At 65.9% G+C, this 25,563-nt stretch carries 18 protein-coding genes; 10 read left to right on the forward strand and 8 right to left on the reverse strand.

Translation table 11 applies throughout. The features are described from left to right. The first annotated feature begins 213 nt into the window (after positions 1-213). On the forward strand, positions 214-1,443 hold the full coding sequence (locus PH586_RS20130; RefSeq protein WP_271349583.1) for an alginate export family protein: 1,230 nt from the start codon (positions 214-216) through the stop codon (positions 1,441-1,443). A gap of 200 nt (positions 1,444-1,643) precedes the next feature. After that, the gene (locus PH586_RS20135) at positions 1,644-2,426 is read left to right on the forward strand and encodes a type IV pili methyl-accepting chemotaxis transducer N-terminal domain-containing protein (RefSeq protein WP_271349584.1); all 783 of its coding nucleotides are present in this window, start codon (positions 1,644-1,646) and stop codon (positions 2,424-2,426) included. Between the two features lie 106 nt (positions 2,427-2,532). Here the strand turns inward: PH586_RS20135 and glpK are convergent, their stop codons facing one another. Beyond that, positions 2,533-4,020, reverse strand: coding sequence for a glycerol kinase GlpK (gene glpK / locus PH586_RS20140; RefSeq protein ID WP_271349586.1), 1,488 nt, complete (start codon positions 4,018-4,020; stop codon positions 2,533-2,535). Between the two features lie 63 nt (positions 4,021-4,083). Next, on the reverse strand, positions 4,084-4,554 hold the full coding sequence (gene ybaK, locus PH586_RS20145) for a Cys-tRNA(Pro) deacylase (protein WP_271349587.1): 471 nt from the start codon (positions 4,552-4,554) through the stop codon (positions 4,084-4,086). A 97-nt stretch (positions 4,555-4,651) separates the two neighbouring features. On the opposite strand from ybaK, the gene PH586_RS20150 reads away from it, so the two are divergent. Together PH586_RS20150 and glpD are read left to right on the forward strand one after the other, a co-directional pair. Then, the gene (locus tag PH586_RS20150) at positions 4,652-5,410 is read left to right on the forward strand and encodes a DeoR/GlpR family DNA-binding transcription regulator (RefSeq protein WP_271349588.1); all 759 of its coding nucleotides are present in this window, start codon (positions 4,652-4,654) and stop codon (positions 5,408-5,410) included. Positions 5,411-5,601: 191 nt separating this feature from the next. Continuing rightward, positions 5,602-7,143 (forward strand): glycerol-3-phosphate dehydrogenase, encoded by a 1,542-nt coding sequence (gene glpD, locus PH586_RS20155; protein WP_271349589.1) that lies wholly within the window; start codon positions 5,602-5,604, stop codon positions 7,141-7,143. 212 nt (positions 7,144-7,355) lie between these two features. Here glpD and PH586_RS20160 read toward each other — a convergent pair whose 3' ends face one another. Both PH586_RS20160 and metE read right to left on the reverse strand, forming a co-directional pair. Further along, the gene (locus PH586_RS20160) at positions 7,356-8,345 is read right to left on the reverse strand and encodes an alpha/beta fold hydrolase (protein ID WP_271349590.1); all 990 of its coding nucleotides are present in this window, start codon (positions 8,343-8,345) and stop codon (positions 7,356-7,358) included. Between the two features lie 173 nt (positions 8,346-8,518). Continuing rightward, positions 8,519-10,825 (reverse strand): 5-methyltetrahydropteroyltriglutamate--homocysteine S-methyltransferase, encoded by a 2,307-nt coding sequence (gene metE, locus PH586_RS20165; RefSeq protein WP_271349591.1) that lies wholly within the window; start codon positions 10,823-10,825, stop codon positions 8,519-8,521. Between the two features lie 139 nt (positions 10,826-10,964). On the opposite strand from metE, the gene metR reads away from it, so the two are divergent. Then, positions 10,965-11,882 carry a transcriptional regulator MetR gene (gene metR, locus PH586_RS20170; RefSeq protein WP_271349592.1) on the forward strand — a complete coding sequence of 306 codons (918 nt, stop codon included), beginning with the start codon at positions 10,965-10,967 and terminating at the stop codon, positions 11,880-11,882. 525 nt (positions 11,883-12,407) lie between these two features. Continuing rightward, on the forward strand, positions 12,408-12,863 hold the full coding sequence (locus PH586_RS20175; RefSeq protein ID WP_271349593.1) for a hypothetical protein: 456 nt from the start codon (positions 12,408-12,410) through the stop codon (positions 12,861-12,863). A gap of 123 nt (positions 12,864-12,986) precedes the next feature. Here the strand turns inward: PH586_RS20175 and PH586_RS20180 are convergent, their stop codons facing one another. The 4 genes from PH586_RS20180 to PH586_RS20195 form a co-directional block, all read right to left on the reverse strand. Next, on the reverse strand, positions 12,987-16,145 hold the full coding sequence (locus PH586_RS20180; RefSeq protein ID WP_271349594.1) for an efflux RND transporter permease subunit: 3,159 nt from the start codon (positions 16,143-16,145) through the stop codon (positions 12,987-12,989). Continuing rightward, positions 16,142-17,656, reverse strand: a complete 1,515-nt coding sequence (locus PH586_RS20185; RefSeq protein WP_271349595.1) for an efflux RND transporter periplasmic adaptor subunit — start codon at positions 17,654-17,656, stop codon at positions 16,142-16,144. The genes PH586_RS20180 and PH586_RS20185 overlap by 4 nt, the downstream gene beginning before the upstream one ends. Next, positions 17,653-18,903: a TolC family protein gene (locus PH586_RS20190; RefSeq protein WP_271349596.1), complete on the reverse strand. Its 1,251-nt coding sequence runs from the start codon at positions 18,901-18,903 to the stop codon at positions 17,653-17,655. The genes PH586_RS20185 and PH586_RS20190 overlap by 4 nt, the downstream gene beginning before the upstream one ends. Positions 18,904-19,001: 98 nt before the next feature. Beyond that, positions 19,002-19,331 (reverse strand): hypothetical protein, encoded by a 330-nt coding sequence (locus PH586_RS20195; RefSeq protein ID WP_271349597.1) that lies wholly within the window; start codon positions 19,329-19,331, stop codon positions 19,002-19,004. A 241-nt stretch (positions 19,332-19,572) separates the two neighbouring features. On the opposite strand from PH586_RS20195, the gene PH586_RS20200 reads away from it, so the two are divergent. From PH586_RS20200 to PH586_RS20215, 4 genes are all read left to right on the forward strand, one after another. Continuing rightward, positions 19,573-20,226, forward strand: a complete 654-nt coding sequence (locus PH586_RS20200; RefSeq protein WP_271349598.1) for a peroxiredoxin — start codon at positions 19,573-19,575, stop codon at positions 20,224-20,226. Positions 20,227-20,650: 424 nt separating this feature from the next. Further along, positions 20,651-21,307: a TetR/AcrR family transcriptional regulator gene (locus tag PH586_RS20205; protein ID WP_271349599.1), complete on the forward strand. Its 657-nt coding sequence runs from the start codon at positions 20,651-20,653 to the stop codon at positions 21,305-21,307. Between the two features lie 6 nt (positions 21,308-21,313). Continuing rightward, positions 21,314-22,396 (forward strand): efflux RND transporter periplasmic adaptor subunit, encoded by a 1,083-nt coding sequence (locus PH586_RS20210; RefSeq protein ID WP_271349600.1) that lies wholly within the window; start codon positions 21,314-21,316, stop codon positions 22,394-22,396. Position 22,397: 1 nt separating this feature from the next. Continuing rightward, positions 22,398-25,541 (forward strand): efflux RND transporter permease subunit, encoded by a 3,144-nt coding sequence (locus tag PH586_RS20215; RefSeq protein ID WP_271349601.1) that lies wholly within the window; start codon positions 22,398-22,400, stop codon positions 25,539-25,541. Positions 25,542-25,563: the final 22 nt, after the last annotated feature.

Consider the following 25,563-nt stretch of genomic DNA (forward strand, 5'->3'; position numbering starts at 1 on the left):
GTTGATCGTCAAACGCCATAAAAGAATAACTAAACCAATAGAAATCAATCACTTGTAAATTATGGCACGCCACCTGCTAAGACCAGCCTCGGTCAGCACAACGGCGTGTCTGCCACACATCCGACAACGACGTCACGGCGCCCCGCTCATCTTTGAGCCGCGGGCACTGTGGCGTTTTTTTTTTGCGATTTTGGCCCATATAGGAAGCATGCCATGCGCCCGATAACCCTCTCCCTCTTGTCCCTGGCCATCGCCAGCAGCACCTTCAGCCACGCCGCTTTTGCTAGCCAACCGTTGAGCACGCTGATCACCGAAGGCAAGCCGATCCTCGACCTGCGCTACCGTTACGAGCACGTCGACCAGGACAACGCGCTGAACAACGCCAACGCCCAGACCCTGCGCACCCGCGTAGGCTTCCAGAGCGGCAAGTGGTACGGCCTCTCCGCCCTGATCGAGGCCGACAACGTCAGCCGCATCGGCGATGCCAGCTACAACAGCACGCGCAACGGCCAGGGCGACTACTCGGTGGTCGCCGATCCGGACGGCAGCGAGGTCAACCAGGCCCTGCTGCGCTATGACCATGCCCTGGGCAGCGCGGTCGTCGGCCGTCAGCGCATCAACCTGGACAACCAGCGCTTCGTCGGCGGCGTCGGCTGGCGGCAGAACGAGCAGACCTATGACGGCGCGCTCGGCCAGCTCAAGCCGCTGGACGGCCTGACCCTGACCTACGCCTACATCGACAACATCAACAGCATCTTCGGCCCTGGCAACGGCCGCTTCGACACGGCGGGCAACCCGGCCAATATCGAAGGCCACAGCCACCTGCTCAATGCCCAGTATGTGGCCATGCCCGAGCTGACCGTCACCGCCTACCAGTACCGCCTAGGCCTGGATAACCTGGCGCTGGGCAATCAATCGAGCCAGACCAGCGGGGTACGCCTCAATGGCGCCCTCTCGGGGGTCAGCTATGCCCTGGAATACGCCCAGCAGCAGGATTACGCCGACAACCCGCGGGACCTGGACAGTGACTACTACCTGGGCGAACTGGGCTACACGTTCAAGGGTGTGGCGCTGAAGGCCGGTTATGAAGTGCTCGGTGGCGACGCAGGGCCGGGCAACCGCGCCTTCCAGACCCCGCTCGCGACCAAGCACGCCTTCCAGGGCTGGGCCGACATCTTCCTGCTGACCCCGGCCGATGGCCTCGAAGACGCTTACATCGGCTTTGCTACCCCCCTGCTCGGTGGCAACCTGGCGGCCTGGTACCACGACTTCAGCGCCGAACAGGGTAGCAGCCAGTACGGCAATGAAATTGATGTTTCCTACGCCCACCCGATTCCCGGCGTGAAGGGGCTGGTCGGCCTGGTCAAATACGCCAGCTACGATGCCGACGAGTTCTCCGTGGATACCGACAAGTTCTGGGCGCAACTGCAATACAGCTACTGACGGCCAGGCCCCGCTGTGCGGGGCCTTTCCCGTGGATCTGCTGCAGCAATGCGTTGCCTGGATGACCCTAGCGTCCTGCAGGAGCGGCTTGAGCCGCGAACTTGGCGAACAAAGATAGGCGTGCACCACGACGCTGCAGGCCACGGCCTTTCGCTTGCGCCCGCGGCGCCAGTCGGCGCCAGCCTCAAGGAGACTTACCCATGCTCAAACCCACTATCGCCGGCCTGCTGTTCGGTCTCGCCCTGCTCAGCCCGCCGAGCTGGGCGGCCATCAACGCCGCCGAAGCGATGAATCTGTCCGGCATGCAGCGCATGCTCAGCCAGCGTATCGCCAAGACTTACCTGATGATCGGCGCCGAGGTGCGCCCGGACCTGGCCGAACAGCAACTCGACCAGAGCATCGCCAAGTTCGAAAGCAACTACCTGGCCCTCGGCGAATACGCCCCCACCGCGCAGATTCGCAGCGCCCTGGAAGACGCCGGCAACACCTGGCAGCGCTACCGCGAACTGGCCCTGTCACACCCGGACAAACAGCAGGCGCTGGTCATCCTGGAACTCAGCGACCAGCTGCTGGCGCAGAGCGAGCAGCTGGTGCAACTGCTCGAGCGCCACAGCGGCGGGCAAAGCGCCCGCCTGGTCAACCGCAGCGGCCGCCAGCGCATGCTCAGCCAGCGCATCGCCAAACTCTACCTGGCCATGAGCTGGCGCCTGCCGGTCGCCGGCCTGGAACAGTCGTTCAATCAGGCGGTGGAGGAATTCGACCAGGCCCTGCAGGAACTGCAACAGGCCCGGCAGAACACCCCGGCCATCGCCAAGGGCCTGCAGCGGGCCGAAGCCCAGTGGCGCTTCACCCGCGCCGGTTTCAATCTGTCCGCCGACTCGCGCTTCGTACCGACGGTAATCGCCACCACCAGCGAAACCCTGCTGTGGCAGATGAATGAGCTGACCAGCCAGTATGAAGGGGTAATGCTGGCGGGCTCCTGAACGGGCCAAAGGCACCCGGGGAAACGGAGGCGCGGGCCATGCCCGCGATGCATCAGACCGCGGTTTGCGCAGGCATGGCAGCCGTCGCCAGCCCCGCTCCTACCGCTCAGCCCTCGCTGCGTACCCGCTGCACGGCATCCAGCCAGCCGTGATACAGCTTGCTGCGGTGCTCGGGGTCCATCCTTGGTTCGAAGCGCTGCTGGCGCTGCCAATGCCCGGCGATCTCATCGAGGTCGCGGTAGACGCCGGCCTTGAGCCCGGCCAGATAGGCCACCCCAAGCGCGGTGGTTTCGGTGACCTCGGGGCGTTCGACCGGTACCCCGAGAATGTCGGCGAGAAACTGCATGACCCAGTTGTTTTCCACCATGCCGCCATCGACCCGTAGCGCGCTGGGCTCGGCGGCGCCGTCCTGGCGCATGGCCTCGAGCAGGTCGCGGGTCTGGTAGCAGACCGATTGCAGGCCGGCGGTGACGATCTCCTTGATCCCGGTATCGCGGGTCAGGCCGAAGATCGCGCCGCGCGCCTTGGGGTCCCAGTAAGGCGCGCCCAGGCCGGTAAACGCCGGCACCAGGTAGACCCCGCAGGCATCGCCGGTCTGTTCGGCCAGGGCCTCGCTGTCACGCGCATGGCTGATCAGCTTGATGCCGTCGCGCAGCCACTGCACCGCCGCACCGGCGACGAAGATGCTGCCCTCCACCGCGTAGGTGACCTTGCCATCCAGGCGGTAGCCGACAGTGGTGAGCAAGCGGTTTTTCGAGGTAACCGGGGTCTCGCCGGTGTTCTGGATCATGAAACAGCCAGTGCCGTAGGTGCTCTTGACCATCCCCGGCTGGAAACAGGCCTGACCGATCAGCGCGGCCTGCTGGTCGCCGGCCATGCCCAGCACCGGAATCGGCGCGCCGAGCAAGTCGGCCTCGAGGGTGCCGAAGTCGGCGGCGCAGTCCAGCACCTCGGGCAGCAGGCTGGGCGGAATCTCCAGCAACGCCAGCATCTGTGCATCCCACTGCTGGGTGTGGATGTTGAACAGCAGGGTGCGCGAGGCATTGGTGGCGTCGGTCTTGTGCGACTTGCCGCCGGTCAGGCGCCACAACAGGAAGCTGTCCACCGTGCCGAAGCGCAGTTCGCCGCGCTCGGCCCGCTCACGCGCGCCGGCCACATTATTGAGGATCCAGCGCAGCTTGGTGCCGGAAAAATAGGGGTCGATCAGCAGGCCGGTATTGGCCGCCACCGTCGCCTCATGGCCGGCCGCCTTGAGTTCGGCGCAATAATCGGCGGTGCGCCGGTCCTGCCAGACGATGGCCGGATAGATAGGGATGCCGGTTGTGGCGTCCCACACCAGGGTGGTCTCACGCTGATTGGTGATGCCGATGGCGGCAATCTGGCTGGCCTGGAAGCCGCCCTGCTCGAGTGCCGCACGGCATACCTGCAGGGTGCTCTGCCAGAGCTCCTCGCCGTCGTGCTCGACCCAGCCGTCCTGCGGGAAGTACTGCTTGAACTCCTGCTGCGCCCGCGCCACCGGCAGGCCCTGGGCATTGAACACGATGGCGCGGCTGCTGGTGGTGCCTTGGTCGATGGCGAGCAGGTAATCGGACATGCGGATTTCCTTGTTGTTATGCGGATGGATCAAGCAACGGCATAGTGGGCCGGGGCACGCGACTCACTGCCGGCCGATGGCCGCGAATTGCGCCTGGGTCAGTTGCGCCAGCACCTCGGCCGCCAACTCCACCTCCAGCCCGCGCCGCCCGGCACTGACGAAGATGCTCGGATACTGCTGCGCCGAGGCGTCGATAAAGGTGCGCAGACGCTTCTTCTGCCCCAGCGGGCTGATCCCGCCGAGCAGATAGCCGGTGGCGCGTTGCGCCGCCGCGGGGTCGGCCATGTCGGCCTTCTTCACCGCGGCGGCCTGGGCCAGGGCTTTCAGGTCGAGGCTGCCGGCCACCGGTACCACTGCCACCAGCAACTCGCCTTTTTCAGTGGCCGCGAGCAGGGTCTTGAACACCCGGGCCGGCTCGAGATCGAGTTTTTCCACCGCCTCCAGGCCATAGGACGCGGCCTTGGGATCATGGCTGTAACTGTGCACCCGGTGCGCAGCCTGGGCTTTTTTCAGCAGGTCGATGGCAGGAGTCATGTTCGAATGTGAAAACAATCTGATGAAGTCTGCGTACCTTAGCCGAAAATTTGTCGAACGACAGCCTATAATGCCGTGCACAACAAGGATCGCTCCCATGACCCTGGCACCGCGCCAACACGACATTCTCAACCTCGCCCGCGAACGCGGCTACGTCAGTATCGACGAACTGGCCCAGGCGTTTGCCGTCACCCCGCAGACCATCCGTCGCGACATCAATCAACTGGCCGAACAGGGCCTGCTGCGACGCACCCATGGCGGCGCCGCCAGCGAAGCCTCGAGCACCCAGAACACCGCGTACGCCATGCGCGCCGGGCAGATGCGCGAGGAAAAGCAGCGCATTGCCGAGGCCATCGCCGCGCATATCCCCGACCATGCCTCGGTGTTCATCAACATCGGCACCACCACCGAGGCGATTGCCCGCGAGCTGCTCAAACGCAAGGGCTTGAAGATCATCACCAATAATCTGCACGTCGCCGCCCAGCTCAGTAGCCGGGCGGACTTCGAGGTTCTGCTGGCAGGCGGCACGGTGCGCAGCGACGGCGGCGTGGTCGGCCAGTCGACGGTGGATTTCATCCAGCAGTTCAAGGTCGACTTCGCCCTGGTCGGTATCAGCGGCATCGATGAGGACGGCAGCCTGCTCGACTTCGACTACCAGGAAGTGCGGGTCTCCCAGGCCATCATCGACAACGCGCGGCAAGTCTTTCTCGCCGCCGACTCGAGCAAGTTCGGGCGCAATGCCGTGGTCCGCCTGGGCTCGATCACCCTGGTCGACCGGGTATTCACCGACGCCGCACCTTCTGCGGCGATCAGCCGCCTGCTGGCCGAGCACAAGGTGCACCTGGACCTGGTCTGAGCAGCCCTGAAGACGCTCGCCGACTGCGGCTCGACATCTTCACAGCCCCGAGCACGGCAACCCATCCCGCAAATACTTGATGACCACTCGGCACGAAAGCGCGCTTGGGGCTGGCGTGGCTGCGGATATTCGACTAGCATATTTTCGAAACTGAACATCGAAACGTTCACTTTCGACTTTACGGTGCTGCCATGCCTACGCTCTCCAACCACACCGCCCCTCTCGCCGAAGTCTATGATCTGGTGGTCGTGGGCGGCGGCATCAATGGTGTCGGCATCGCCGCCGATGCGGCTGGTCGCGGCCTGTCGGTGTTCCTTTGCGAAAAGGACGACCTGGCCGAACACACCTCCTCGGCCAGCAGCAAGCTGATCCACGGCGGCCTGCGCTACCTCGAACATTACGAGTTCCGCCTGGTGCGTGAAGCCCTGGCCGAACGCGAAGTGCTGCTGGCCAAAGCACCGCATATCGTCAAGCCGCTGCGTTTCATCCTGCCGCACCGTCCGCACCTGCGCCCGGCCTGGATGATTCGCGCCGGCCTGTTCCTCTACGACCACCTGGGCAAGCGGGAAAAGCTGCCGGGCTCGCGCAGCCTGAGCTTCGGCGCGGGCAGCCCGCTGAAGGCCGAGATCACCCGCGGGTTCGAATACTCCGACTGCTGGGTCGACGACGCCCGTCTGGTGGTACTCAACGCCATGGCCGCTCGCGAACAGGGCGCCCATGTGCACACCCGCACCCGTTGCGTGAGCGCACGGCGCAGCAAGGGCCTGTGGCATATCCACCTAGAGCGCGCCGATGGCAGCCTGCTCTCGATTCGCGCCCGCGCCCTGGTCAACGCCGCCGGCCCCTGGGTGGCACGCTTTATCCGCGAGGATCTCAAGCAGGAGTCGCCCTATGGCATTCGCCTGATTCAGGGCAGCCATATCATCGTGCCCAAGTTGTTCGATGGCGACCGGGCCTACATCCTGCAAAACGAAGACCGCCGCATCGTCTTCGCCATCCCCTACCTCGACCGCTTCACCATGATCGGCACCACCGACCGCGAATACACCGGCGACCCGGCCAAGGTGGCGATCAGCGATGAGGAAACCGCTTATCTGCTGCAGGTGGTCAACGCCCACTTCAAACGGCAACTGAGCCGCGACGACATCCTGCACAGTTTCGCCGGGGTGCGGCCACTGTGCGACGACGAGTCCGATGAGCCTTCCGCGGTCACCCGCGACTACACCCTGGCCCTGTCCGGCCAACCGGGCGAGGCGCCGTTGCTCTCGGTGTTCGGCGGCAAGCTGACCACCTACCGCAAACTGGCGGAGTCGGCCCTGGCGCAACTGGCGCCGCACTTCCCGGCGATGAAACCGCGCTGGACCGCCACCGCCCTGCTCCCCGGCGCGGAAAACCTGGAGAGCCAAAGCGCCATGGTCGAAGCCCTGTGCGCGGCCTATGGCTGGCTGCCGACCACCCTCGCCAGGCGCTGGGCCAGTTGTTATGGCAGCCGCAGCTGGCTGTTGCTCGACGGCGTGCACCAGCAGCGCGACCTCGGCGAGCACCTGGGGGGCGGCCTGTATGCGCGCGAAGTGGATTACCTGTGCCAGTACGAGTGGGCCATGCAACCGGCTGATATCCTCTGGCGACGAACCAAGCTGGGCTTGTTCATGACACCTTCACAGCAGGCGCGCTTGACTCGCTACCTGAGCGTGCATGCGCCGCACAGCCCGGAAGATGCCCACGCCAGCTGATTTCCCGGACTTCTCAGAATTGCACTTCCCTTCGCCCCGCCGATCGCCCGAGACGCGGGGCTTTTTTCGAGGTTGATGAGTGGCGGACCGAGACGCCGGTCACTCAACTGCGCCGCGCACAGTCCGTCTTTGCCGAGATAGGCAGGCTTTGCGCTTGTCCTCTGCCCCAGGGAGCAGATGGCCGGCCCAACCGTCCCTCGCCCAGCCCCGCGCTACAACTGTGCCCAATGCCCATCCTGGCGATGCGCGCGCAAATACGGCAACACCGCTGCCAGCAGCGGCTCCTTGAACGCCTCCTGGAACCGATGGGCCAGGCCGGGAATCAGCTTCAGCTCGCTGCCCTGGATATGTGCGGCCACATGCACGCCGTGCATCGCCGGCAGCAGCGGGTCGGCGGTGCCATGCACCACCAGGGTCGGCACGCGCAGCCGGTTGAGCAGCTCGACGCGGCTCGGCTCGGCGAGGATCGCCAGCAACTGGCGCTCGACGCCCTCGGGATTGAAGGCGCGCTCGTAGGCGATCTCGGCCTGTTGCAGCAGCGCCCGGCGATCGTCGTTGACCAATGGGCTGCCCAGGGCGGCGAGCAGGTCGGCTTGCTGTTCCAGCGCCACTTCGCGGCTCGGTGCCTCGCGCTTGCTGAGCAAGGCCAGCAGCGCCGGGCTGGGTGCCGGCAGGCCCTGGGCACCGGAGCTTGTCATGATCAGGGTCAGGCTCTGCACCCGCGCGGGTGCCAGGTCGGCCAGGTGCTGGGCGATCATTCCGCCCATGCTGGCGCCGAGCACATGGAAGCGACGCACGCCGAGGGCATCCATCAGGCCGAGGGCATCGCCGGCCATGTCGCGCAGCCGGTACGGCGCCGACACCGACAGACCGACGCGGTAGCGCAGCGCCTGGTAGACGAGATTGGCCGACGGCGGCGTCTGAACCCAGGTGCTCAGGCCGGCATCGCGGTTATCGAAGCGGATCACCCGGAAGCCTTGCTCGCACAGGCGCGCGACCACCTCGTCCGGCCAGTGGATCAACTGCCCACCGAGGCCCATGACCATCAGTAACGCCGGATCGCTGGCGCGGCCGATGCTTTGATAGGCCAGGCGCACCTCGCCCAGCTCGACCTTCAGGGTCGGCACCTGCAGATTGCAGCGCTCGCTGGCAAGCACAGGCAAACCGCAAAGCAGCACGGCAAGAACAATTAATACACGCATGCAAACACCAGAACGCAGAACCCCATTGAGACGCGAGTTTGCTGACATTCAGGCGAGCGCGCTGCCACACAAGCATGACAATTTGATGAATCCTGCCCGGCGGTGCCGCGCCGAGTGATGCGGAAACGCTCAGCAGCTCTCCCCGCCCCTTCTGCGCGGGGAGAGTGGCAGCCTCAGGCCAGCTCGCCACGCAGTTGGCGCGCCGCGGCGACCATATTCACCAGCGCCGCTTCGGTTTCCGCCCAGCCACGGGTTTTCAGGCCGCAGTCCGGGTTGACCCACAGGCGTTCGGCGGGGATGCGCTGCACCGCCTTGCGCAGCAGCTTGACCATCTCGCCGGTGTCCGGCACCCGCGGCGAGTGGATGTCGTAGACCCCCGGGCCGATGTCGTTGGGGTAATCGAAGGCCTCGAAAGCCTGCAGCAACTGCATGTCCGAGCGCGAGGTTTCGATGGTGATCACATCGGCGTCCATCGCCGCGATGGACTCGATCACGTCGTTGAACTCGCTGTAGCACATGTGGGTGTGGATCTGGGTTGCGTCGCGCACCCCCGAGGCGCACAGGCGGAAGGCCTCGGTCGCCCAGTCCAGGTAGTCCTGCCATTGCGCCCGGCGTAGCGGCAGGCCCTCGCGGAACGCCGCCTCGTCGATCTGAATGATCTTGATCCCGGCGGCTTCCAGGTCCTGCACCTCGTCGCGGAGCGCCAGCGCCAATTGCCGCGCCTGCTGCTTGCGGCTGACATCCTCACGCGGGAACGACCACATCAGCATGGTCACCGGGCCGGTGAGCATGCCCTTCATCACCTTGCTGGTGAGGCCCTGAGCGTAGCGGATCCACTCCACCGTCATCGCTTGCGGGCGACTCAGGTCGCCATAGATCAGCGCCGGTTTGACGCAACGCGAGCCGTAGCTCTGCACCCAGCCGAAGCGGCTGAAGGCGTAGCCGTCGAGCTGCTCGGCGAAGTACTCGACCATGTCGTTGCGTTCGGCCTCGCCGTGCACCAGCACGTCCAGGCCGAGGTTTTCCTGCACGTCGACGGCATGGCGGATTTCGCTGTGCATGGCCTCGGTGTAGTCGGCCGCCGACAGCTTGCCCTGCTTGAATGCCTGGCGCGCCAGACGGATCGCCGGCGTCTGCGGAAAGGAGCCGATGGTGGTGGTCGGCAGTGCCGGCAGCTGCAGGCGTGCGCGCTGCTGCTCGATGCGCGCGGCGAAGGGTGCAGCACGCTGGCTGTCGGCCGCCGTGATGGCGGCCAGGCGCGCCTGCACCGCCGGCTTGTGGATACGCGGCGACTGCGCACGGCTGGCCTGCACCGCCTCGCTCTGCGCCAACGCAGCCTGCACCTGGGCGTTGTGCGGGTCATTCAGGGCAGTCGTCAGCAGGGCGACTTCCTCGCACTTCTGCACGGCAAAGGCCAGCCAGCTTTTCAGCTCGTCGTCCAGCTGGTCCTCACGGTTCAGGTTCATCGGACTGTGCAACAGCGAGCAGCTTGGCGCCACCCACAGGCGCTCGCCCAGACGTTCCTGGGCCTGCTGGAGGATGGCCAGGGTCTGTTGCAGATCGTTGCGCCAGACGTTGCGGCCGTTGACCACGCCCAGCGACAGCACCTTGTAGGCCGGCAGGCGATCGAGAATGCTCGGAAACTGCTCGGGGGCGCGCACCAGGTCGATATGCAGGCCATCCACCGGCAGGCTGGCGGCCAGGCCGAGGTTGTCTTCCAGGCCGGCAAAATAGGTGGCGATCAGCTTCTTGCCCGGCTCGCGCTGCAGCAGGTTATAGGCCCGTTCGAAGGCGTTCTTCCAGTCTTGCGGCAGGTCCAGCACCAGGATCGGTTCGTCGATCTGCACCCACTCCACGCCCTGGGCCGCCAGGCGCTGGAGGATTTCACCGTAGACCGGCAGCAGACGCTCGAGCAGGTCCAGACGATCGAAGCTATCGGTCTCAGCAGCAGCGCCTTTGACCTTGCCCAGCCACAGGTAGGTCAGCGGGCCGATCAGCACCGGCTTGACGCTGTGCCCCAGCGCGTGGGCTTCGTCGACTTCCTCGAACAGCTGTTCCCAGCTCAGCTGGAACTGCTGGTCGGCACTGAATTCGGGGACCAGGTAGTGGTAGTTGGTGTCGAACCACTTGGTAAGCTCCTGGGCATGGGCGCCGCCACCGCAGCAACCCTGGCCGGCCCCACGCGCCATGGCGAACAGGGTTTCCAGACTCGGCGTACCACTGTGCGGGCGAAAGCGCTCGGGGACCACGCCGAAGGTCAGCGAGTGGGTCAATACCTGGTCGTACCAGGCAAAATCGCCGACCGGCAGCAACTCGATCCCGGCGTCTTTCTGTAGCTGCCAATGGTCGGCGCGCAGCTGGCGACCGACCGCACGCAGGCCGGCTTCGTCCAGCGCGCCCTGCCAGTGGGCCTCCAGGGCTTTTTTCAGTTCACGGTCGCCGCCGATACGCGGAAAACCCAGGGAATGGGACAGGGCCATGACAAAACTCTCCATACAAATGATGCTGAGTATTGTCGGCAGCCCGTCATCGTGAGGCAAACTCAACATATTCGTATTGAACTGTAGTTTTACTCATGTAGGATGCCGTCATCCAGCCGACTCTCCCAGCGAGGCCGCCATGCTCGAATTGCGCCACCTGAAAACCCTGCACGCCCTGCGCGAAAGCGAAAGCCTGGTCGACGCCGCCGAACGCCTGCACCTGACCCAGTCGGCGCTGTCGCACCAGTTCAAGGAGCTGGAGGAGCGCCTGGGCATGCCGCTGTTCGTGCGCAAGACCAAGCCGGTGCGCTTCACCAGCGCCGGCCTGCGTCTGCTGCAATTGACCGATGCGGTGTTGCCGCTGCTGCGCGGCGCCGAACGCGACCTGGCGCGCCTGGCCGGCGGCACGGCGGGCCGGCTGCATATGGCCATCGAATGCCACAGCTGCTTCCAGTGGCTGATGCCGACCATCGACCAGTTCCGCGACGCCTGGCCGGAGGTGGAGCTGGACCTGGCCTCGGGCTTCTCCTTCGCCCCGCTGCCGGCCCTGGCCCGTGGCGACCTCGACCTGGTGGTGACCAGCGACCCGCTGGAACTGGCCGGGATCACCTATGTGCCGCTGTTCACCTACGAGGCCATGCTCGCGGTGGCCAACCAGCATCCACTGGCCGGCAAGTCGTGTATCCAACCCGAAGACCTGGCCACCGAGACCCTGATTACCTACCCGGTGGAGCGCGATCGCCTGGACATCTTCACCCGCTTCCTCGAACCGGCCGACGTCGAACCCGCCCAGGTGCGCACCTCGGAACTGACGGTGATGATGATGCAACTGGTCGCCAGCGGCCGCGGCGTCTGCGGCCTGCCCAACTGGGCGCTGCACGAATACAGCTCGCGCGGTTACGTCACGGCCAAGCGCCTGGGCGAAAAAGGCCTGTTCGCCACCCTGTATGCCGGCATCCGCACCGACATGCTCGATTCGCCCTTTATGCGCGACTTCCTGCTCACCGCCAAGGACACCTCCTTCGCCAACCTCGAAGGGGTCAGCGTGGCGCGCTGAGGTACGCCGACTGTCGCGCAGCGAGCCCGGCAGCCGCAAACCGGCAAGATGCGCCGCGCGGGCCACTGGTTGCAGCCGCGCCAGCACCTCGCCTCGCCTGTACTCCGTTCGCCCGACCGCCCTTGTGTGCCCGGCGCCCCCAGGGTTTGCCATCCCGCGCGCATGACCTGGATCAATAGCACCTGATCACCCCCTGAGCTTTAATCACAACAGCAGCGCGAACAGGCGCTGACTGCACCAGCACGTTCCAGGCACTCACTCGCCTGGGCGTGAAAATCCAGCCGATTGACCCTCGCCGGCCATTCCAGTTGAAGCCGGGAATGCGAGGTCGGCACCGCCGGCCTGTCCGGCCAGCTGATCGCACTGGAGGACCCGGGCAAGACCGCAGGCAATGGTGCTGCGCAACGTGCAAGCGATCGACGTGAACGCCGGCTCGCTGGCGGTGTTCGCTGACGCTATGCCGCTCAACCGAGCCGCCTTGAGCAGCATCCGCGAGACTTATTGAAACCGAGCCGGAGTACCCCGATGAATACTTGTAGCTACAAGACCCTGACCGCCCTCGCCCTGACCAGCGCATTGCTGACCAGCCCGGCCTTTGCCAAGGATGCAGACCACTCCGAGATGCTGGCACACACTGAGCAAAGCATGCCCATGGACCAAGGCATGGGCATGGGCATGGGCATGGGACAAGGCATGGGCATGATGGGCGGCATGGGCATATCCGACATGGAGGAAATGATGGAGCAGATGCACGCCGCCAAGACCCCGCAGGAACGTCAGAAGATTCGTAACGAACACCGCGAGGCCATGCAGTCGCAGATGGGCATAATGCAAAAACGCCTGCAGCAGAGCCAGTGCCCCATGGCCAAGGATGAGGCCAGCCAGCAGCAGTGCATGAAGGACATGCAGGAGAACATGCAGCACATGCTGGAGATAATGCAGCAGATGCTGAAAAGCCAGTCCGTGCCAGACGAGCAATAAGCCTGGTGAAGCGAGCCCACTGCCAGGTTCACGCGAGCGTCGCGCGGCCTAGCCGGATAAGCGCGGCGCAAGCCGCGATCATCGTCGCGGCTTGCGCCAAGGCTTAAGCAGGCTGGATTTGCTTCAGGTTATGGCTCCCAAAGGGATGGTTGCAGAAACGCCAAGACGCCGCCGACGCATCAGCCTATAGGCCGCCGGCAACACCAACAGCGACAGCAATGGCGCGCTGAGCATGCCGCCGACCATGGGCGCGGCGATGCGGCTCATCACCTCGCTGCCGGTACCGCCGCCGAGGAGGATCGGCAACAGGCCGGCGATGATCACCGCCACGGTCATGGCCTTGGGCCGCACCCGCTGCACCGCGCCTTCGCGAATCGCCTCGATCAGTGCCAGCTCGCTGCTGTCGCCGGCAGCCTCGCGTTCGGCCCAGGCGTTCTTCAGGTACAGCAGCATGATCACGCCGAACTCCGCCGCCACCCCGGCCAGGGCGATAAAACCGACGCCGGTGGCCACCGACAGGTGATAGCCGAGCAGGTAGAGGAACCAGACCCCGCCGGTCAGGGCGAACGGCAGCGTGGCCATGATCAGCGCCGCCTCGCTGAAGCGGCCGAAGCACAGGTAGAGCAGCACGAAGATGATCAGCAGGGTGGCCGGCACCACCAGCTTGAGCCGCGCGTTGGCCCGCTGGAGAAATTCGAACTGCCCCGAATAGCTCAGGCTGATGCCTGGCTGCAGGGTGACCTGCGCATCGATCGCCGTGCGCAGATCGGCCACCACCGAGGCCAGATCGCGGCCACGCACATCGACATAGACCCAGCCCGTGGGCCGCGCATTCTCGCTCTTGAGCATCGGCGGGCCGTCGCTGACCTTTATTTGTGCCACCGTACCCAGGGTGATCTGGCTACCCTGAGGGGTATAGATCGGCAACTGCGCCAGCCCGCCCAACGAGTCGCGCCACTCGCGCGGGTAACGCACGCTGATGGGGAAGCGCGCCAAGCCTTCGATGGTCTCGCCGACATTCTCACCGCCGATGGCGCTGGAGACGATCGATTGCACATCGGCGATATTCAGGCCGTAGCGCGCGGCCGCCGCGCGGTCGATATCGACATCGATATAGCGCCCGCCAGTCAGCCGCTCGGCCAGGGCCGAACTCACCCCGGGCACGGTTTTCGCGACCTTTTCGATGGCCTGGGTGGTGGCGTCGATCTGCGCCAGATCACTGCCGGCGACCTTGACCCCGATCGGGCTCTTGATCCCGGTGGCGAGCATGTCGATGCGGTTGCGGATCGGCGGAATCCAGATATTGGTCAGCCCCGGCACCTGCACCACCCGGTCCAGTTCCTCGACCAATTTTTCCGCGGTCATGCCGGCGCGCCACTGCTCGCGCGGCTTGAACGCGATGGTGGTCTCGAACATCTCCAGCGGTGCGGGGTCGGTGGCGGTCTCGGCGCGGCCGGCCTTGCCGAACACATGGGCGACTTCCGGCACCGTCTTGATCAGCCGGTCGGTCTGCTGCAGCAGCTGCGCGGCCTTCTGCGCCGACAAGCCGGGCAGCGCCGAAGGCATGTAGAGCAGATCGCCCTCGTCCAGCGGCGGCAGGAACTCACCGCCCAGTTGCGCCAGCGGCCACAGGGTGCTGAGCGACACCAGCAGGGCAACGGCCAGGGTGGTCTTCGGCCAGGCCAATACCGCGTCCAGCGCCGGCTGGTAGATCCGGATCAACCAGCGGTTCAGCGGGTTGCGCGCCTCATCGGGAATCCGCCCGCGAATCCAGTAGCCCATCAGCACCGGCACCAGGGTCACCGACAGCCCTGCGGCAGCGGCCATGGCATAGGTCTTGGTGAAGGCCAGCGGGCCGAACAGCCGGCCCTCCTGGGCCTGCAGGGTGAACACTGGAATGAACGACAGGGTGATGATCAGCAGGCAGAAGAACAGCGCCGGACCGACCTCCACCGCCGCATCGGTGATCACCCGCCAATGCTGTTCGCCCTTGAGTTCCTCACCGGGATGCTTCTGGCGCCAGGCCTCGATCTTCTTGTGCGCGTTTTCGATCATCACCACCGCGGCATCGACCATGGCGCCGATGGCAATGGCGATGCCGCCGAGCGACATGATGTTGGCGTTGATGCCCTGCTGCTGCATCACGGCGAAGGCGATCAGCACCCCGACCGGCAAGGACACGATGGCCACCAAGGAGGAACGCAGGTGCCAGAGGAAGGCCGCGCAGACCAGCGCGACGACGATGAACTCCTCCACCAGTTTCTCGCCCAGGTTGCGCACCGCACGGTCGATCAGTTGGCTGCGGTCGTAGGTGGTGACGATCTCCACCCCGTCCGGCAGGCTGCTTTTCAGCGTCTCCAGCTTGGCCTTGACCGCGTCTATGGTGCTGCGCGCGTTCTTGCCGCTGCGCAGGATCACCACGCCGCCAACCACCTCGCCCTCGCCATCGAGTTCGGCGATGCCACGGCGCATCTCCGGCCCCAGCTGGATATGCGCGACCTCGCCGAGGGTCACCGGCACGCCGCCGGCATCCAGACGCAACGGGATGGCGCGAAAGTCGTTGAGGCTTTGCAGATAGCCCGAGGCGCGCACCATGAACTCGGTTTCCGCCAGCTCCAGCACCGCGCCGCCGGTTTCCTGGTTGGCCCGGCCGATGGCCGCCGTGACCTCGGCCTGGGTGATGCCCAGGCTGGCCAGCTTGATCGGGTCGAGTTGCACCTGGTACTGCTTGACCATGCCGCCGATGGTCGCCACCTCGGCGACATTGGCCAGGGTCTTCAGCTCGAACTTGAGGAACCAGTCCTGCAGCGCGCGCAGCTGCGCCAGGTCATGGGTGCCCGTGCGGTCGACCAGGGCGTACTGGTAGATCCAGCCGACCCCGGTGGCGTCCGGCCCCAGCGCCGGTTTGGCGCTGACCGGCAGGCGACTCTGGATCTGGCTGAGGTATTCCAGCACCCGCGAGCGCGCCCAATAGAGGTCGGTGTCATCCTCGAACAGCACATAGACGAAGCTGTCGCCGAAGAACGAGTAACCGCGCACGGTCTTCGCCCCCGGCACCGAGAGCATGGTGGTGGCCAGCGGATAGGTCACCTGGTTCTCGACGATCTGCGGCGCCTGGCCCGGATAGGGCGTGCGGATGATCACCTGCACATCGGACAGGTCCGGCAGCGCATCGATCGGCGTGTTCTGCAACGACCAGACGCCCCAGGCGGTGGCGAACAGGGTCGCCAGCAGCACCAGGAAACGGTTGGCCACCGACCAGCGGATCAACGCGGCGATCATGGCTGCGCCTCCTGATGGCCTTTGTGCGTGGTCGGTAAGTGCTCGATGCGTTCGATCTGCATGCCGTTATCATCGGCGCGTACCCCGACTCGCACCCGGTCGCCGGCCGCGAAGCCCTCCAGCAACGCCAGATCGGCGACCGGAAACAGCATGCTCATGCCCGGCATGCCAAGGGTCTTGAACGGGCCATGGGTGAGCATCACGCCATCGGTTTCGATGGCATCGATCCGCCCTTCGGCTTCATGCAGCGCCGGCTGCAGCTGTACCTCGGCCGCCGGCGCGCCCAGTTCCTCGGCCGTGATGCCGCGCAGACTGGCCTCGGAATCGAGCAGGAACTGCCCGGAGGCGACCACCTGCTGGCCTTCCTCCAGCCCCTGGAGGATCTGCGCCTTGCCCTCGGCCTCGCGACCCAGACGGACTTCCAGCGGGCGGAAACGCCCCTCGCCCTCGGCCAGCATCACCAGGGCACGGCGGCCGCTGCGGATCACCGCCTCGCTCGGCACCCACAACGTATCGCGTTCGGCCGGGCGGGCCAGGCGCACCTGGGCGGTCAGACCCGGACGCAGGCGGCCAGCGGGATTATCCAGCGCGACCCGCACGCGCAGGGTGCGGCTGTCCAGGTTGGCCTGGGGCAAAATCGCCTCGATGCTGCCGCCGAGCACTTCGCCGGGAAACGCCGGCAGCCGCGCCTCGACCGCCTGACCGCTGCGCAAGCCCTGAGCTTCGGCCTCGGGCACCGCGACATCGAGCCAGACGCTGCGCAAGCCATTGATGGTCGCCAGCGGCGCACCCGCCGCCAGGGTCATGCCTTCGCGCACCTCGAGTTGTTGCAGCACCCCGGCGATCGGGCTGGTCACCGTCCACAACGCCTGCACCTTGCCGTTGCGCTCGAAGCGGGCGATCAGTTCAGCCGGCATGCCGGCAAGGCGCAAGCGCTGGCGCGCCGCGGCCAGCAGCGCTGGATCGCCGGCATCGCGCAGGGCCAGGTACTCCTCCTGGGCAGCGACCCATGCCGGCACCAGCAGATCGGCCAGCGGCGCGCCGGCCTCGAGCAGGTCGTCGGGGGCGCGGGCGTAAACCCGCTCGACGAAACCGCCGCTGCGCGCCTGGACCACGGCGATATCGCGGTTGTTGAAGGTCAGGTTGCCGACCACTTCCAGGCTGTTGGCCAATGCCCCGCGGGTCACCGGGGCCAGGCGCATGCCGAGGTTCTGGGTGATGCTCGCATCGATGCTGATGGCGGCGCTGTCGCCGCCCTCGTCGGCATAGCGCGGCACCAGTTGCATGTCCATGAAGGGCGACTTGCCCGGCTGGTCGAACTGTTGCTGCGGCACCATGGGGTCGTACCAGTAGAGCACCTTGCGCTCATCTGCGCCGCCGGGTTGCTCCGCGGCCATGGCCATCTCAGCTCCCAGGTTCACCGATTGCTGGGCGAACCAGTAGCCGCCCGCCGCGCCTATGCCCAGTACCAGGGTGGCCAACAGCGTAGTTTTTACCAGTCGAGCACTCATTGGCTCACCTCTTCATAAGCGAAATGCAGGCGGGCGCTGGTCAGCGCACGCTGTTGGGCGAAGTCGATGTGTTGCAGACGGGTCTCGATCAGTTCGCGGCGGGCGGCGATCACGCTGGCCAGCTCATTGGCGCCAGCTCGATAACCGGCCAGGGTCAGCGCGACCTTTTCCTCGGCCAGCGGCACCAGGCTGTCCCGGCTGCGCCGCAGGGCGCGGTCGAGGCGCTGGTACTCGGCCAGGTCATCGCTCAGCTGCTGCGCATGCTCGCGCTCGGCCGCTTCACGCTCGGCTTCCAGCTGACTCAACCGGGCCTGTTTGGCGGCGATTCTGGGGTTCTGCCGCGAGCCCGGGAACAGCGGCAGATCAAAGCTGAGCTGCACACTCAGCATGTCGCCGAACGCGTCATCACGCTTCTGATAGGCCAGTTGCCAGCTCCAGTCGGCTTGCTTGTCCGCCTCGGCCTGGCGCACCTCGGCTTGCGCTTCATCGGCCATCGGCTCGAATAGCGCCAGTTCGGGATGGCGTTGCAGAGCGTGCCGATAATGCTCGGCATCCACCGGCCAGTTCGGCAGGCGACCGGCCAGGGGTTCATCGGCGCGCGGGCCGACCCAGCGGCGCAGGGCCGCGCGTTGTTGCGCCCGACTTTGCTGCAGCTGGTCCTCCTGCTCGGCCAGCAGCGCCGCCTCCTGTTTGGGGCCAACGCTGTCGGCAGGCTGGCCGCGGCCACCGGCCAGGCGCGCGCGCACCGCTTTGACCAGCAGAGCGTTTTCGCCATAAAGGGTCTGGAACAGCGCCAGCTTCTCCTCGACGGCGCGGGCCGAAATCCAGGCCAGCGCGGTTTGCCGGCGAACCTTGAGCAGTTCAACCCGTTGCTCCAGCGTCGCGCGCTCGATGCCGGCCTCCGCCGCCGCCACCCGGGCCTGACGCTTGGCGCGATTGGGCACCTCCTGCATGACCCCGACCATCTGCATGGTCATGGGCTCACGGTCGAGGCGACCACGGTTGTCACCCTCGATCGGCACGTTCTGCAGCCCCAGCAACAGTTTGGGGTCGGGCAACGCGCCGGCGGGTATCGCCGAACTGCGCGCCGCCTCGACTTGCGCGGCTTGCGCCGTCAGCGAGGGTGCTTCACGTTCAGCCTGGCGCAGGGCTTCGTCGAGGGTCAGGGCAGCAGCCGGCTGGCCGAGCAAGGCAGCCGCCAGTACCCCGGCCGCCAGGCGCCCAGGGTGGGGAAAACAGTTGGACATGCACGTGATTCCTGTCGATATCCCGCACCCCATGCCGGGGCGCGCAATGGCCAGCGGGCAGCCGGGGCCGCACGCGGGGGTTCACAACGGAGCAGGAATCAGGCGCGAGGGGGGCGCCAGGGGGCGGCTAGCGGCCGCGACGGAAGTACTACCTGACCACGCAGCAGGGTATGGGAGGAGACCGGCAGCAGTTTCAGCGTCAGCCGCGAACTGTCAGCCAACGGCAGGCCGGCAGTCGGGCATTTGGCCATATCCGGGCACAATTGGCCGGCTGCCTGCATCGTCGCCTCGTCACAGCAGTCAGTCAGCTGTGCAGCCTTCTGGCTCATCGGGCAGGGCGCACCGACCAGCAGCGAACCCGCAAGGCTCTGCAAGGGCAGAACCAAGGCCAGGAACAACACCAGATAGAGACGACGCAAGGCATTCATGCCGCGCAGTCTAGCCCCGCGCCGGGCCGCGGACAATTGATAAGGATCAAATGGCCAGACGCTGCTGACCTGCATTGACCGGCATAAGGGGGCGTGCAAGCCAACAGGATGCGCCGCGCAACCTTACGTCCACATAAACGGGTCGATGGTTACGGCGGGCCTATACTTTTTTCTCCAGCAACCCGGTCTCGCGCGCTGCAGTGCTGGCAAGTCGGCCGCGCAACCGCAAGAGGAACAGACCATGACCATCCGCATTGGCGACGAAGCCCCCGACTTCAGCGCCGACACCACCGAAGGCCCCCTGCACTTCCATGAATGGATAGGCGACGGCTGGGCCATCCTGTTTTCCCATCCCAAGGACTTCACCCCGGTGTGCACCACTGAACTGGGCTACATGGCCAGGCTCAAACCCGAGTTCGACAAACGCAACACCAAGATCGTCGGCCTCAGCATCGACCCGGTCAGCGACCACCGGGCCTGGGTCGGCGACATCGAGGAAACCCAGGGCCATGCGGTCAACTACCCGATGATCGGCGACCCCGACCTCAAGGTGGCCAAGCTATACGACATGATCCACCCCAACGCCAGCGGCGGCCCGCGCACTGCGGTGGACAATGCCACGGTGCGCTCGGTATTCATCGTCGGCCCGGACAAGAAGGTCAAAGCCATGCTGGTCTACCCGATGAGCGCTGGCCGTAATTTCGACGAGGTGCTGCGCCTGCTCGATGCGCTGCAACTCAACGCCAGGCACACGGTGGCCACGCCGGTGAACTGGAAACCCGGCGACGACGTGATCATCCCCACCTCGGTGTCCGACGAAGAGGCCAGACAGAAGTACCCGCAGGGCTTCAAGACCCTCAAGCCCTACCTGCGCGTGGTGGCGCAACCCAAGTAAGGGTGCCTGCCAGGCACAACACGTAGGAGCCAGTGACCGTAGGATGTGCGGGCGGCGATCCGTCGGGCCGCGCAGGATGAGCACAGCGATAACCATCGGGCGGTTTATGCCTGTACCCGCTCGAAGGTCGATGATCGGTTTAGGCGCCTTTGTCCTGCTGGCAGCAGGTCAATTTGCCGGAGCCTAACCTGCTCGGGTCGACCTAGGCCCCCACCTAGGCGGCCCCACCCATTCTAGGGTGTTGATCCTTGAGCATCCCAGTTGGCTGTGCGACAGCGCTCCGGCGCAGCCGGCGAGCGAACGGCACCTGCAGACCTCGCAGATAAACCCAGGCGTCGCCAAGCGCTGTTACAACTGCTCGCTTGCTCGTCGTGACCGGCAGTCATAGCATGACCGTCAGTCACAGCCAGATAAGTTGCTGCCCATGCGCCTTCAAGATCGACTCTTCCTGCAGCGCGAAAGCGCCCTCCTCGACGCCGCACGCCTGCTGTTCCGCCAGCAGCCCTGGGATCGGGTGACCATCGCCGAGGTGGCCACCCAGGCCGGCATCGGCAAGGGCACGGTGTACAAGCACTTTCCCAGCAAGGAGGCGCTGTTCGCCCGCCTGACGCTGGACATGAGCCGGGCGAATCTCGACGAACTGCGTGCCCTGCATGCCGCGCAGCCGCCGCACCTGGCCATGCGCCAGGTGATCCGCCGCGCCTTCGAGCAGATGCTCGCCGACCCGATCCTGACCCAACTGTGCCAGCACTGCGACCGCCCGGCCTTCCAGGAGCGCCTGGAGGCGCCCTACCGCGAACAGTTCCTGCAGCTGGAACGTGACTACGTTGCCTTCTTCGGCCAGCTGCTGCAGAGCACCTTTGGCGAGCCGGCCCTCTGCCCCAGCGATTGCCAGTACCTGTTGTGGGGCGTGGAGGCCTGCGTCAACGGGGTGATGGCACGCATCGCCTCCGGCGGCTTCGCGCACTGGGCCGAGCCGATTGCCCTGGACGACTACTTCGACCGCGTCACCGATTTCATCATCGCCGGCCTGCGTGGTCAGGCCGCCAGCCTTTGTGCCCCATCCGCCAGCCACGAGTGACCGCTCATGTTCAGTCAAGTGTCCAAACGTCCGTGGTTGATCGCCGTCGCCATCAGCGTCTTGCTGCTGCTGTGGCTGCTCAGCGGCTCGCTGTTCAAGGCGCAGAAAGTCGCCAGCGCCGACCAACCTGCCGTGGAGCAGGGTCTGGCGAAAGTCGAGATCCAGTGGCTGAAGGCCCAGCCGATGCAGCGCCAGCATGTGGTCCAGGGCCAGGTCGAAGCCTGGCGCCGGGTCGAGTTGCGCGCGCAGATCAGCGCCAGCGTGCTGCGCCTGGACCGGGACAAGGGCCAGCCGGTCGAACAGGGCGAATTGCTCCTCAGCCTGTCGCCGGATGACCGCAGCGCCCAGGTGGCACGCAGCCAAGCCGAGGTGCACCAGCGCGAGACCGACGTCAGCTCAGCCAAACGCCTGCGCGAACGCAACCTGTTTTCCGCCAACGAGCTGCTGCGTCTGGACAGCGAGCTGGCCAAGGCCCGGGCCGAACTGGCCACCGCCCGCCTGCACCTGCGCAACACCCGGATCGAGGCACCCTTCGCCGGGGTCTATGACGCGCGCCAGGTCGAACTGGGCGACTTCGTCCAGCCCGGTCAGAGCCTGCTGACCCTGGTGGATATCAGCCAGCTCAAGGTCAGCGCACAGATCGCCCAGCAGGAGGTGGTGCGGCTGCGTCTCGGTCAGCCGGTACGCGTGCAACTGCTCGATGGCCGCGAACTGAACGGTGAGCTGCACTTCATCGCCGCCGCCGCCGACCCCGACTCGCGCAGTTTTCGCATCGAGGTACGGGTCGACAACCCCGAGCGGCTGCGCCTGGCCGGCGCCAGCGCCACCCTGCACATCCAGACCGGCGAGGCCATGGCCCATCGTCTTTCCCCGGCATTGCTCAGTCTCGATGAGGACGGCCGCCAAGGGGTGAAGTGGGTCAATGAGCAGCAACGGGTCGAGTTCTCCCGGGTCGCGCTGATCAGCGTCGACAACCAGGGCGCCTGGGTCAGTGGCCTGCCGCCGCGGGTCGCGCTGATCACCCTCGGCCAGGGTTTTGTCGAACCCGGCCAGCAGGTGCTCACTCAACTCGCCAGCGAGGGCAGCTGAAATGCACACCCTGATCGCCGCGGCGCTGGACCGCAGCCGCACCAGCCTGCTGCTGCTGGCCTTCCTGATCATCGGCGGCCTGGCCGCCTATGTCGCCATCCCCAAGGAAGCCAACCCGGACGTCAGCATCCCGATCATCTACGTCTCGGTGAACCTCGAAGGCATCAGCCCGGAAGACGCCGAACGCCTGCTGGTGCGTCCGCTGGAGCAGGAGTTGCGCAGTCTCGAGGCGGTCAAGGAAATGCGCTCGATAGCCAACGAAGGCCGGGCCTCGGTGACCCTGGAGTTCGATGCCGGCTTCGACGCCAAGGCGGCCCTGGTCGATGTGCGCGAAAAAGTCGACAGCGCACGCAGCAAATTGCCGGAAGAAGCCGATGAACCCATAGTCAACGAAGTCAACGTGGCGCTGTTTCCGGTACTGTCGATCGGCCTGTCCGGGCCGATCGCCGAAGCGCAGCTGGTGTATGTCGCCCGCCAGTTGCAGGAGAACATCGAAGGCATCGCCGAGGTGCTCTCGGTGAAGATCGGCGGCGACCGCGAAGACCTGCTGGAAATCGTCGTCGATCCGCAGGTGCTCGACAGCTACGGCATCGACTACGCCGAGCTGTTCAACCTGGTCAGCCGCAACAACCGCCTGGTCGCCGCCGGTAGCCTGGACACCGGTGCCGGGCGCATGAGCCTGAAAGTGCCCGGGGTCATCGAGAACCTGCAGGACGTGTTGTCCATGCCGATCAAGGTGGTCGGCGACAGTGTGGTGACCTTTGGCGATGTCGCGACCATCCAGCGCACTTTCAAGGATCCGAGCGGTTTCGCCCGGATCAACGGTCAGCCGGCCATCGTCCTGGAAGTGGCCAAGCGCAGCGGTGCCAACATCATCGCCACCATCGAGCAGGTCAAGGCGCTGCTGGCCCAGGCCCAGCCGCTGCTGCCCGAAGGCCTGCACGTCAGCTACATCATGGATCAGTCGCAACAAGTCGAGAGCCTGCTCGGCGACCTGCTCAACAACGTGATGACCGCCATCGTCCTGGTGCTGATCCTGGTGATCGCCAGCATGGGCCTGCGCTCGGCGCTGCTGGTCGGCCTGACCATTCCCGGCGCCTTCCTGACCGGCATCCTGCTGATCTGGACACTCGGTTTCACCCTCAATATCGTCGTGCTGTTCAGTCTGATCCTGGTCGCCGGGATGCTGGTGGATGGCGCCATCGTGGTCTCCGAACTGGCCGACCGTAACCTGCACCAGGGCCAGAGCCCGCGCCAGGCCTGGGCCAATGCGGCGACGCGAATGGCCTGGCCGGTGATTGCCTCCACCGCCACCACCCTGGTGGTGTTCCTGCCGCTGTTGTTCTGGCCCGGGGTGGTCGGCCAGTTCATGAAATACCTGCCGGCCACGGTGATCGTCTGCCTGCTCGCCTCCCTGGCCATGGCCCTGGTGTTCCTGCCGGTGCTGGGCGCGGTGACCGGCGGGCGCCCGCAACCGCTGCCGAGCACGCCCAGCCGTGGCGCCCAGGCCTACCGCAAGCTGCTCGACAAACTGCTGCACCGGCCAGGCCTGACCCTGCTCGGCATACTGGCGCTGGTGGCCCTGATCTATGTCGGCTACGGCCGTTTCAACCATGGGGTGGAGTTCTTCCCCGAGGTCGAGCCGGAAAATGCGCAGATCTGGCTGCGCGCCCGCGGCGACCTGTCGGTGCAGGAAAAGGACGCCCTGCTGCAACAGGTGGAAAAACGCCTGCTGGGCATGAGCGAGGTCAAGGCGCTGTACGCCCGTTCCCTGGCCCAGCCGGATGGCCAGCTCGGGGTCGACGTGATCGGTACCCTGCAGTTCCAGTTCGTCGATTGGCATGAGCGGCGGCCGGCCCGGCAGATTCTCGCCGACATGCGCGAGCGCAGCGCCGACATTCCCGGCGTGGTCCTGGAGTTCCGCGAGCAGGACCAGGGCCCCAGTGGCGGCAAGCCGGTCAAGCTGCAGATCAGCGCCCTCGACCCGGCCAAGGCCGAGCGTTTTGTCGAGCAACTGCGCGCCAGCATGCTCAGCGTCGGCGGCTTCAAGGACATCGAGGACGACCGCGCCCTGCCCGGCATCGAGTGGCGGGTCAAGGTCGATCGCGAGGCCGCCGCGCGCTTCGGTGCCGACGTGCTGAGCGTCGGCAACGCCGTGCAGATGGTCAGCAATGGCCTGAAACTGGCGACCTACCGGCCGGAAGACGCCACCGACGAGGTCGACATCCGCGTGCGCCTGCCCGGCAACTGGCGCTCCCTCGACCAGCTGGGCCGCCTGACCCTGAACACGCCGAGTGGCCAGGTCGCGCTGGCAAACTTCGTCTCACTCGAACCCGCGCCCAAGGTCGGCACCCTGCACCGGGTCGACGGCAGCCGCACCATTACCCTGCAGGCCGATCTGGCCGACGACGCACGCCTGGATGAACGCCTGCAAGCCTTGCGCGAAGCCATGGGCGAACTGCCGGCGGACATCCAGCTGAAGTTCGCCGGCGAGGATGCCGACCAGCGCGAGGCCGCGATCTTCCTGGCCACCGCCTTCGGCGTGGCGATCTTCCTCATGGCCCTGATCCTGGTGACCCAGTTCAACAGCCTGTACCAGGCCCTGCTGGTGCTGTCTGCCATCGTCCTGTCCACCGCCGGGGTACTGATGGGCCTGCTGGTCAACGGCCAGTCGTTCGGTATCGTCATGGTCGGCATGGGCCTGATCGCCCTCGCCGGCATCGTGGTCAACAACAACATCATCCTCATCGACACCTATAACCAGCTGCGCCGCCAGGGTCTGGCGCCACGCGAGGCGGCGCTGGAAACCGGCAGCCTGCGCCTGCGTCCGGTGTTGCTGACCGCGGTGACCACCATTCTCGGCCTGATGCCAATGGTCCTGAGCGTCAACGTCGACCTGCTGACCCCGAGCCTGGGCGTGGGCGCGCCCTCGACCCAGTGGTGGACCCAGCTGTCCAGTGCGATTGCCGGCGGCCTGAGCTTCGCCACCGTGCTGACCCTGCTGCTGACCCCCTGCCTGCTGGTGCTGGGCGCGCGCTTCGAACGCCGCCCGCCGCCGCTGGAAACCTACGACGACGACCTGCTCGACCTGCCGGAACACCTGCTCGCGCCGTTGCAGGGCAAAGCCCGTGTGAGTAGCAGCTAGAGTAACTACAGATACCCAGGGC

The organism is Pseudomonas aestuarii, assembly GCF_027988105.1.
Lineage (GTDB): Bacteria > Pseudomonadota > Gammaproteobacteria > Pseudomonadales > Pseudomonadaceae > Aquipseudomonas > Aquipseudomonas aestuarii.

Excerpts from the sequence above, each read along its gene's own strand:
- PH586_RS20205 (WP_271349599.1), top strand. The coding sequence starts at position 20,651 with ATGCGCCTTCAAGATCGACTCTTCCTGCAGCGCGAAAGCGCCCTCCTC.
- ybaK (WP_271349587.1), bottom strand. The coding sequence starts at position 4,554 with ATGACTCCTGCCATCGACCTGCTGAAAAAAGCCCAGGCTGCGCACCGG.
- glpD (WP_271349589.1), top strand. The coding sequence starts at position 5,602 with ATGCCTACGCTCTCCAACCACACCGCCCCTCTCGCCGAAGTCTATGAT.
- PH586_RS20190 (WP_271349596.1), bottom strand. The coding sequence starts at position 18,903 with ATGTCCAACTGTTTTCCCCACCCTGGGCGCCTGGCGGCCGGGGTACTG.
- PH586_RS20215 (WP_271349601.1), top strand. The coding sequence starts at position 22,398 with ATGCACACCCTGATCGCCGCGGCGCTGGACCGCAGCCGCACCAGCCTG.
- PH586_RS20160 (WP_271349590.1), bottom strand. The coding sequence starts at position 8,345 with ATGCGTGTATTAATTGTTCTTGCCGTGCTGCTTTGCGGTTTGCCTGTG.
- PH586_RS20180 (WP_271349594.1), bottom strand. The coding sequence starts at position 16,145 with ATGATCGCCGCGTTGATCCGCTGGTCGGTGGCCAACCGTTTCCTGGTG.
- glpK (WP_271349586.1), bottom strand. The coding sequence starts at position 4,020 with ATGTCCGATTACCTGCTCGCCATCGACCAAGGCACCACCAGCAGCCGC.
- PH586_RS20210 (WP_271349600.1), top strand. The coding sequence starts at position 21,314 with ATGTTCAGTCAAGTGTCCAAACGTCCGTGGTTGATCGCCGTCGCCATC.
- PH586_RS20150 (WP_271349588.1), top strand. The coding sequence starts at position 4,652 with ATGACCCTGGCACCGCGCCAACACGACATTCTCAACCTCGCCCGCGAA.
- PH586_RS20135 (WP_271349584.1), top strand. The coding sequence starts at position 1,644 with ATGCTCAAACCCACTATCGCCGGCCTGCTGTTCGGTCTCGCCCTGCTC.
- PH586_RS20200 (WP_271349598.1), top strand. The coding sequence starts at position 19,573 with ATGACCATCCGCATTGGCGACGAAGCCCCCGACTTCAGCGCCGACACC.
- PH586_RS20185 (WP_271349595.1), bottom strand. The coding sequence starts at position 17,656 with ATGAGTGCTCGACTGGTAAAAACTACGCTGTTGGCCACCCTGGTACTG.
- PH586_RS20195 (WP_271349597.1), bottom strand. The coding sequence starts at position 19,331 with ATGAATGCCTTGCGTCGTCTCTATCTGGTGTTGTTCCTGGCCTTGGTT.
- metR (WP_271349592.1), top strand. The coding sequence starts at position 10,965 with ATGCTCGAATTGCGCCACCTGAAAACCCTGCACGCCCTGCGCGAAAGC.
- metE (WP_271349591.1), bottom strand. The coding sequence starts at position 10,825 with ATGGCCCTGTCCCATTCCCTGGGTTTTCCGCGTATCGGCGGCGACCGT.
- PH586_RS20130 (WP_271349583.1), top strand. The coding sequence starts at position 214 with ATGCGCCCGATAACCCTCTCCCTCTTGTCCCTGGCCATCGCCAGCAGC.
- PH586_RS20175 (WP_271349593.1), top strand. The coding sequence starts at position 12,408 with ATGAATACTTGTAGCTACAAGACCCTGACCGCCCTCGCCCTGACCAGC.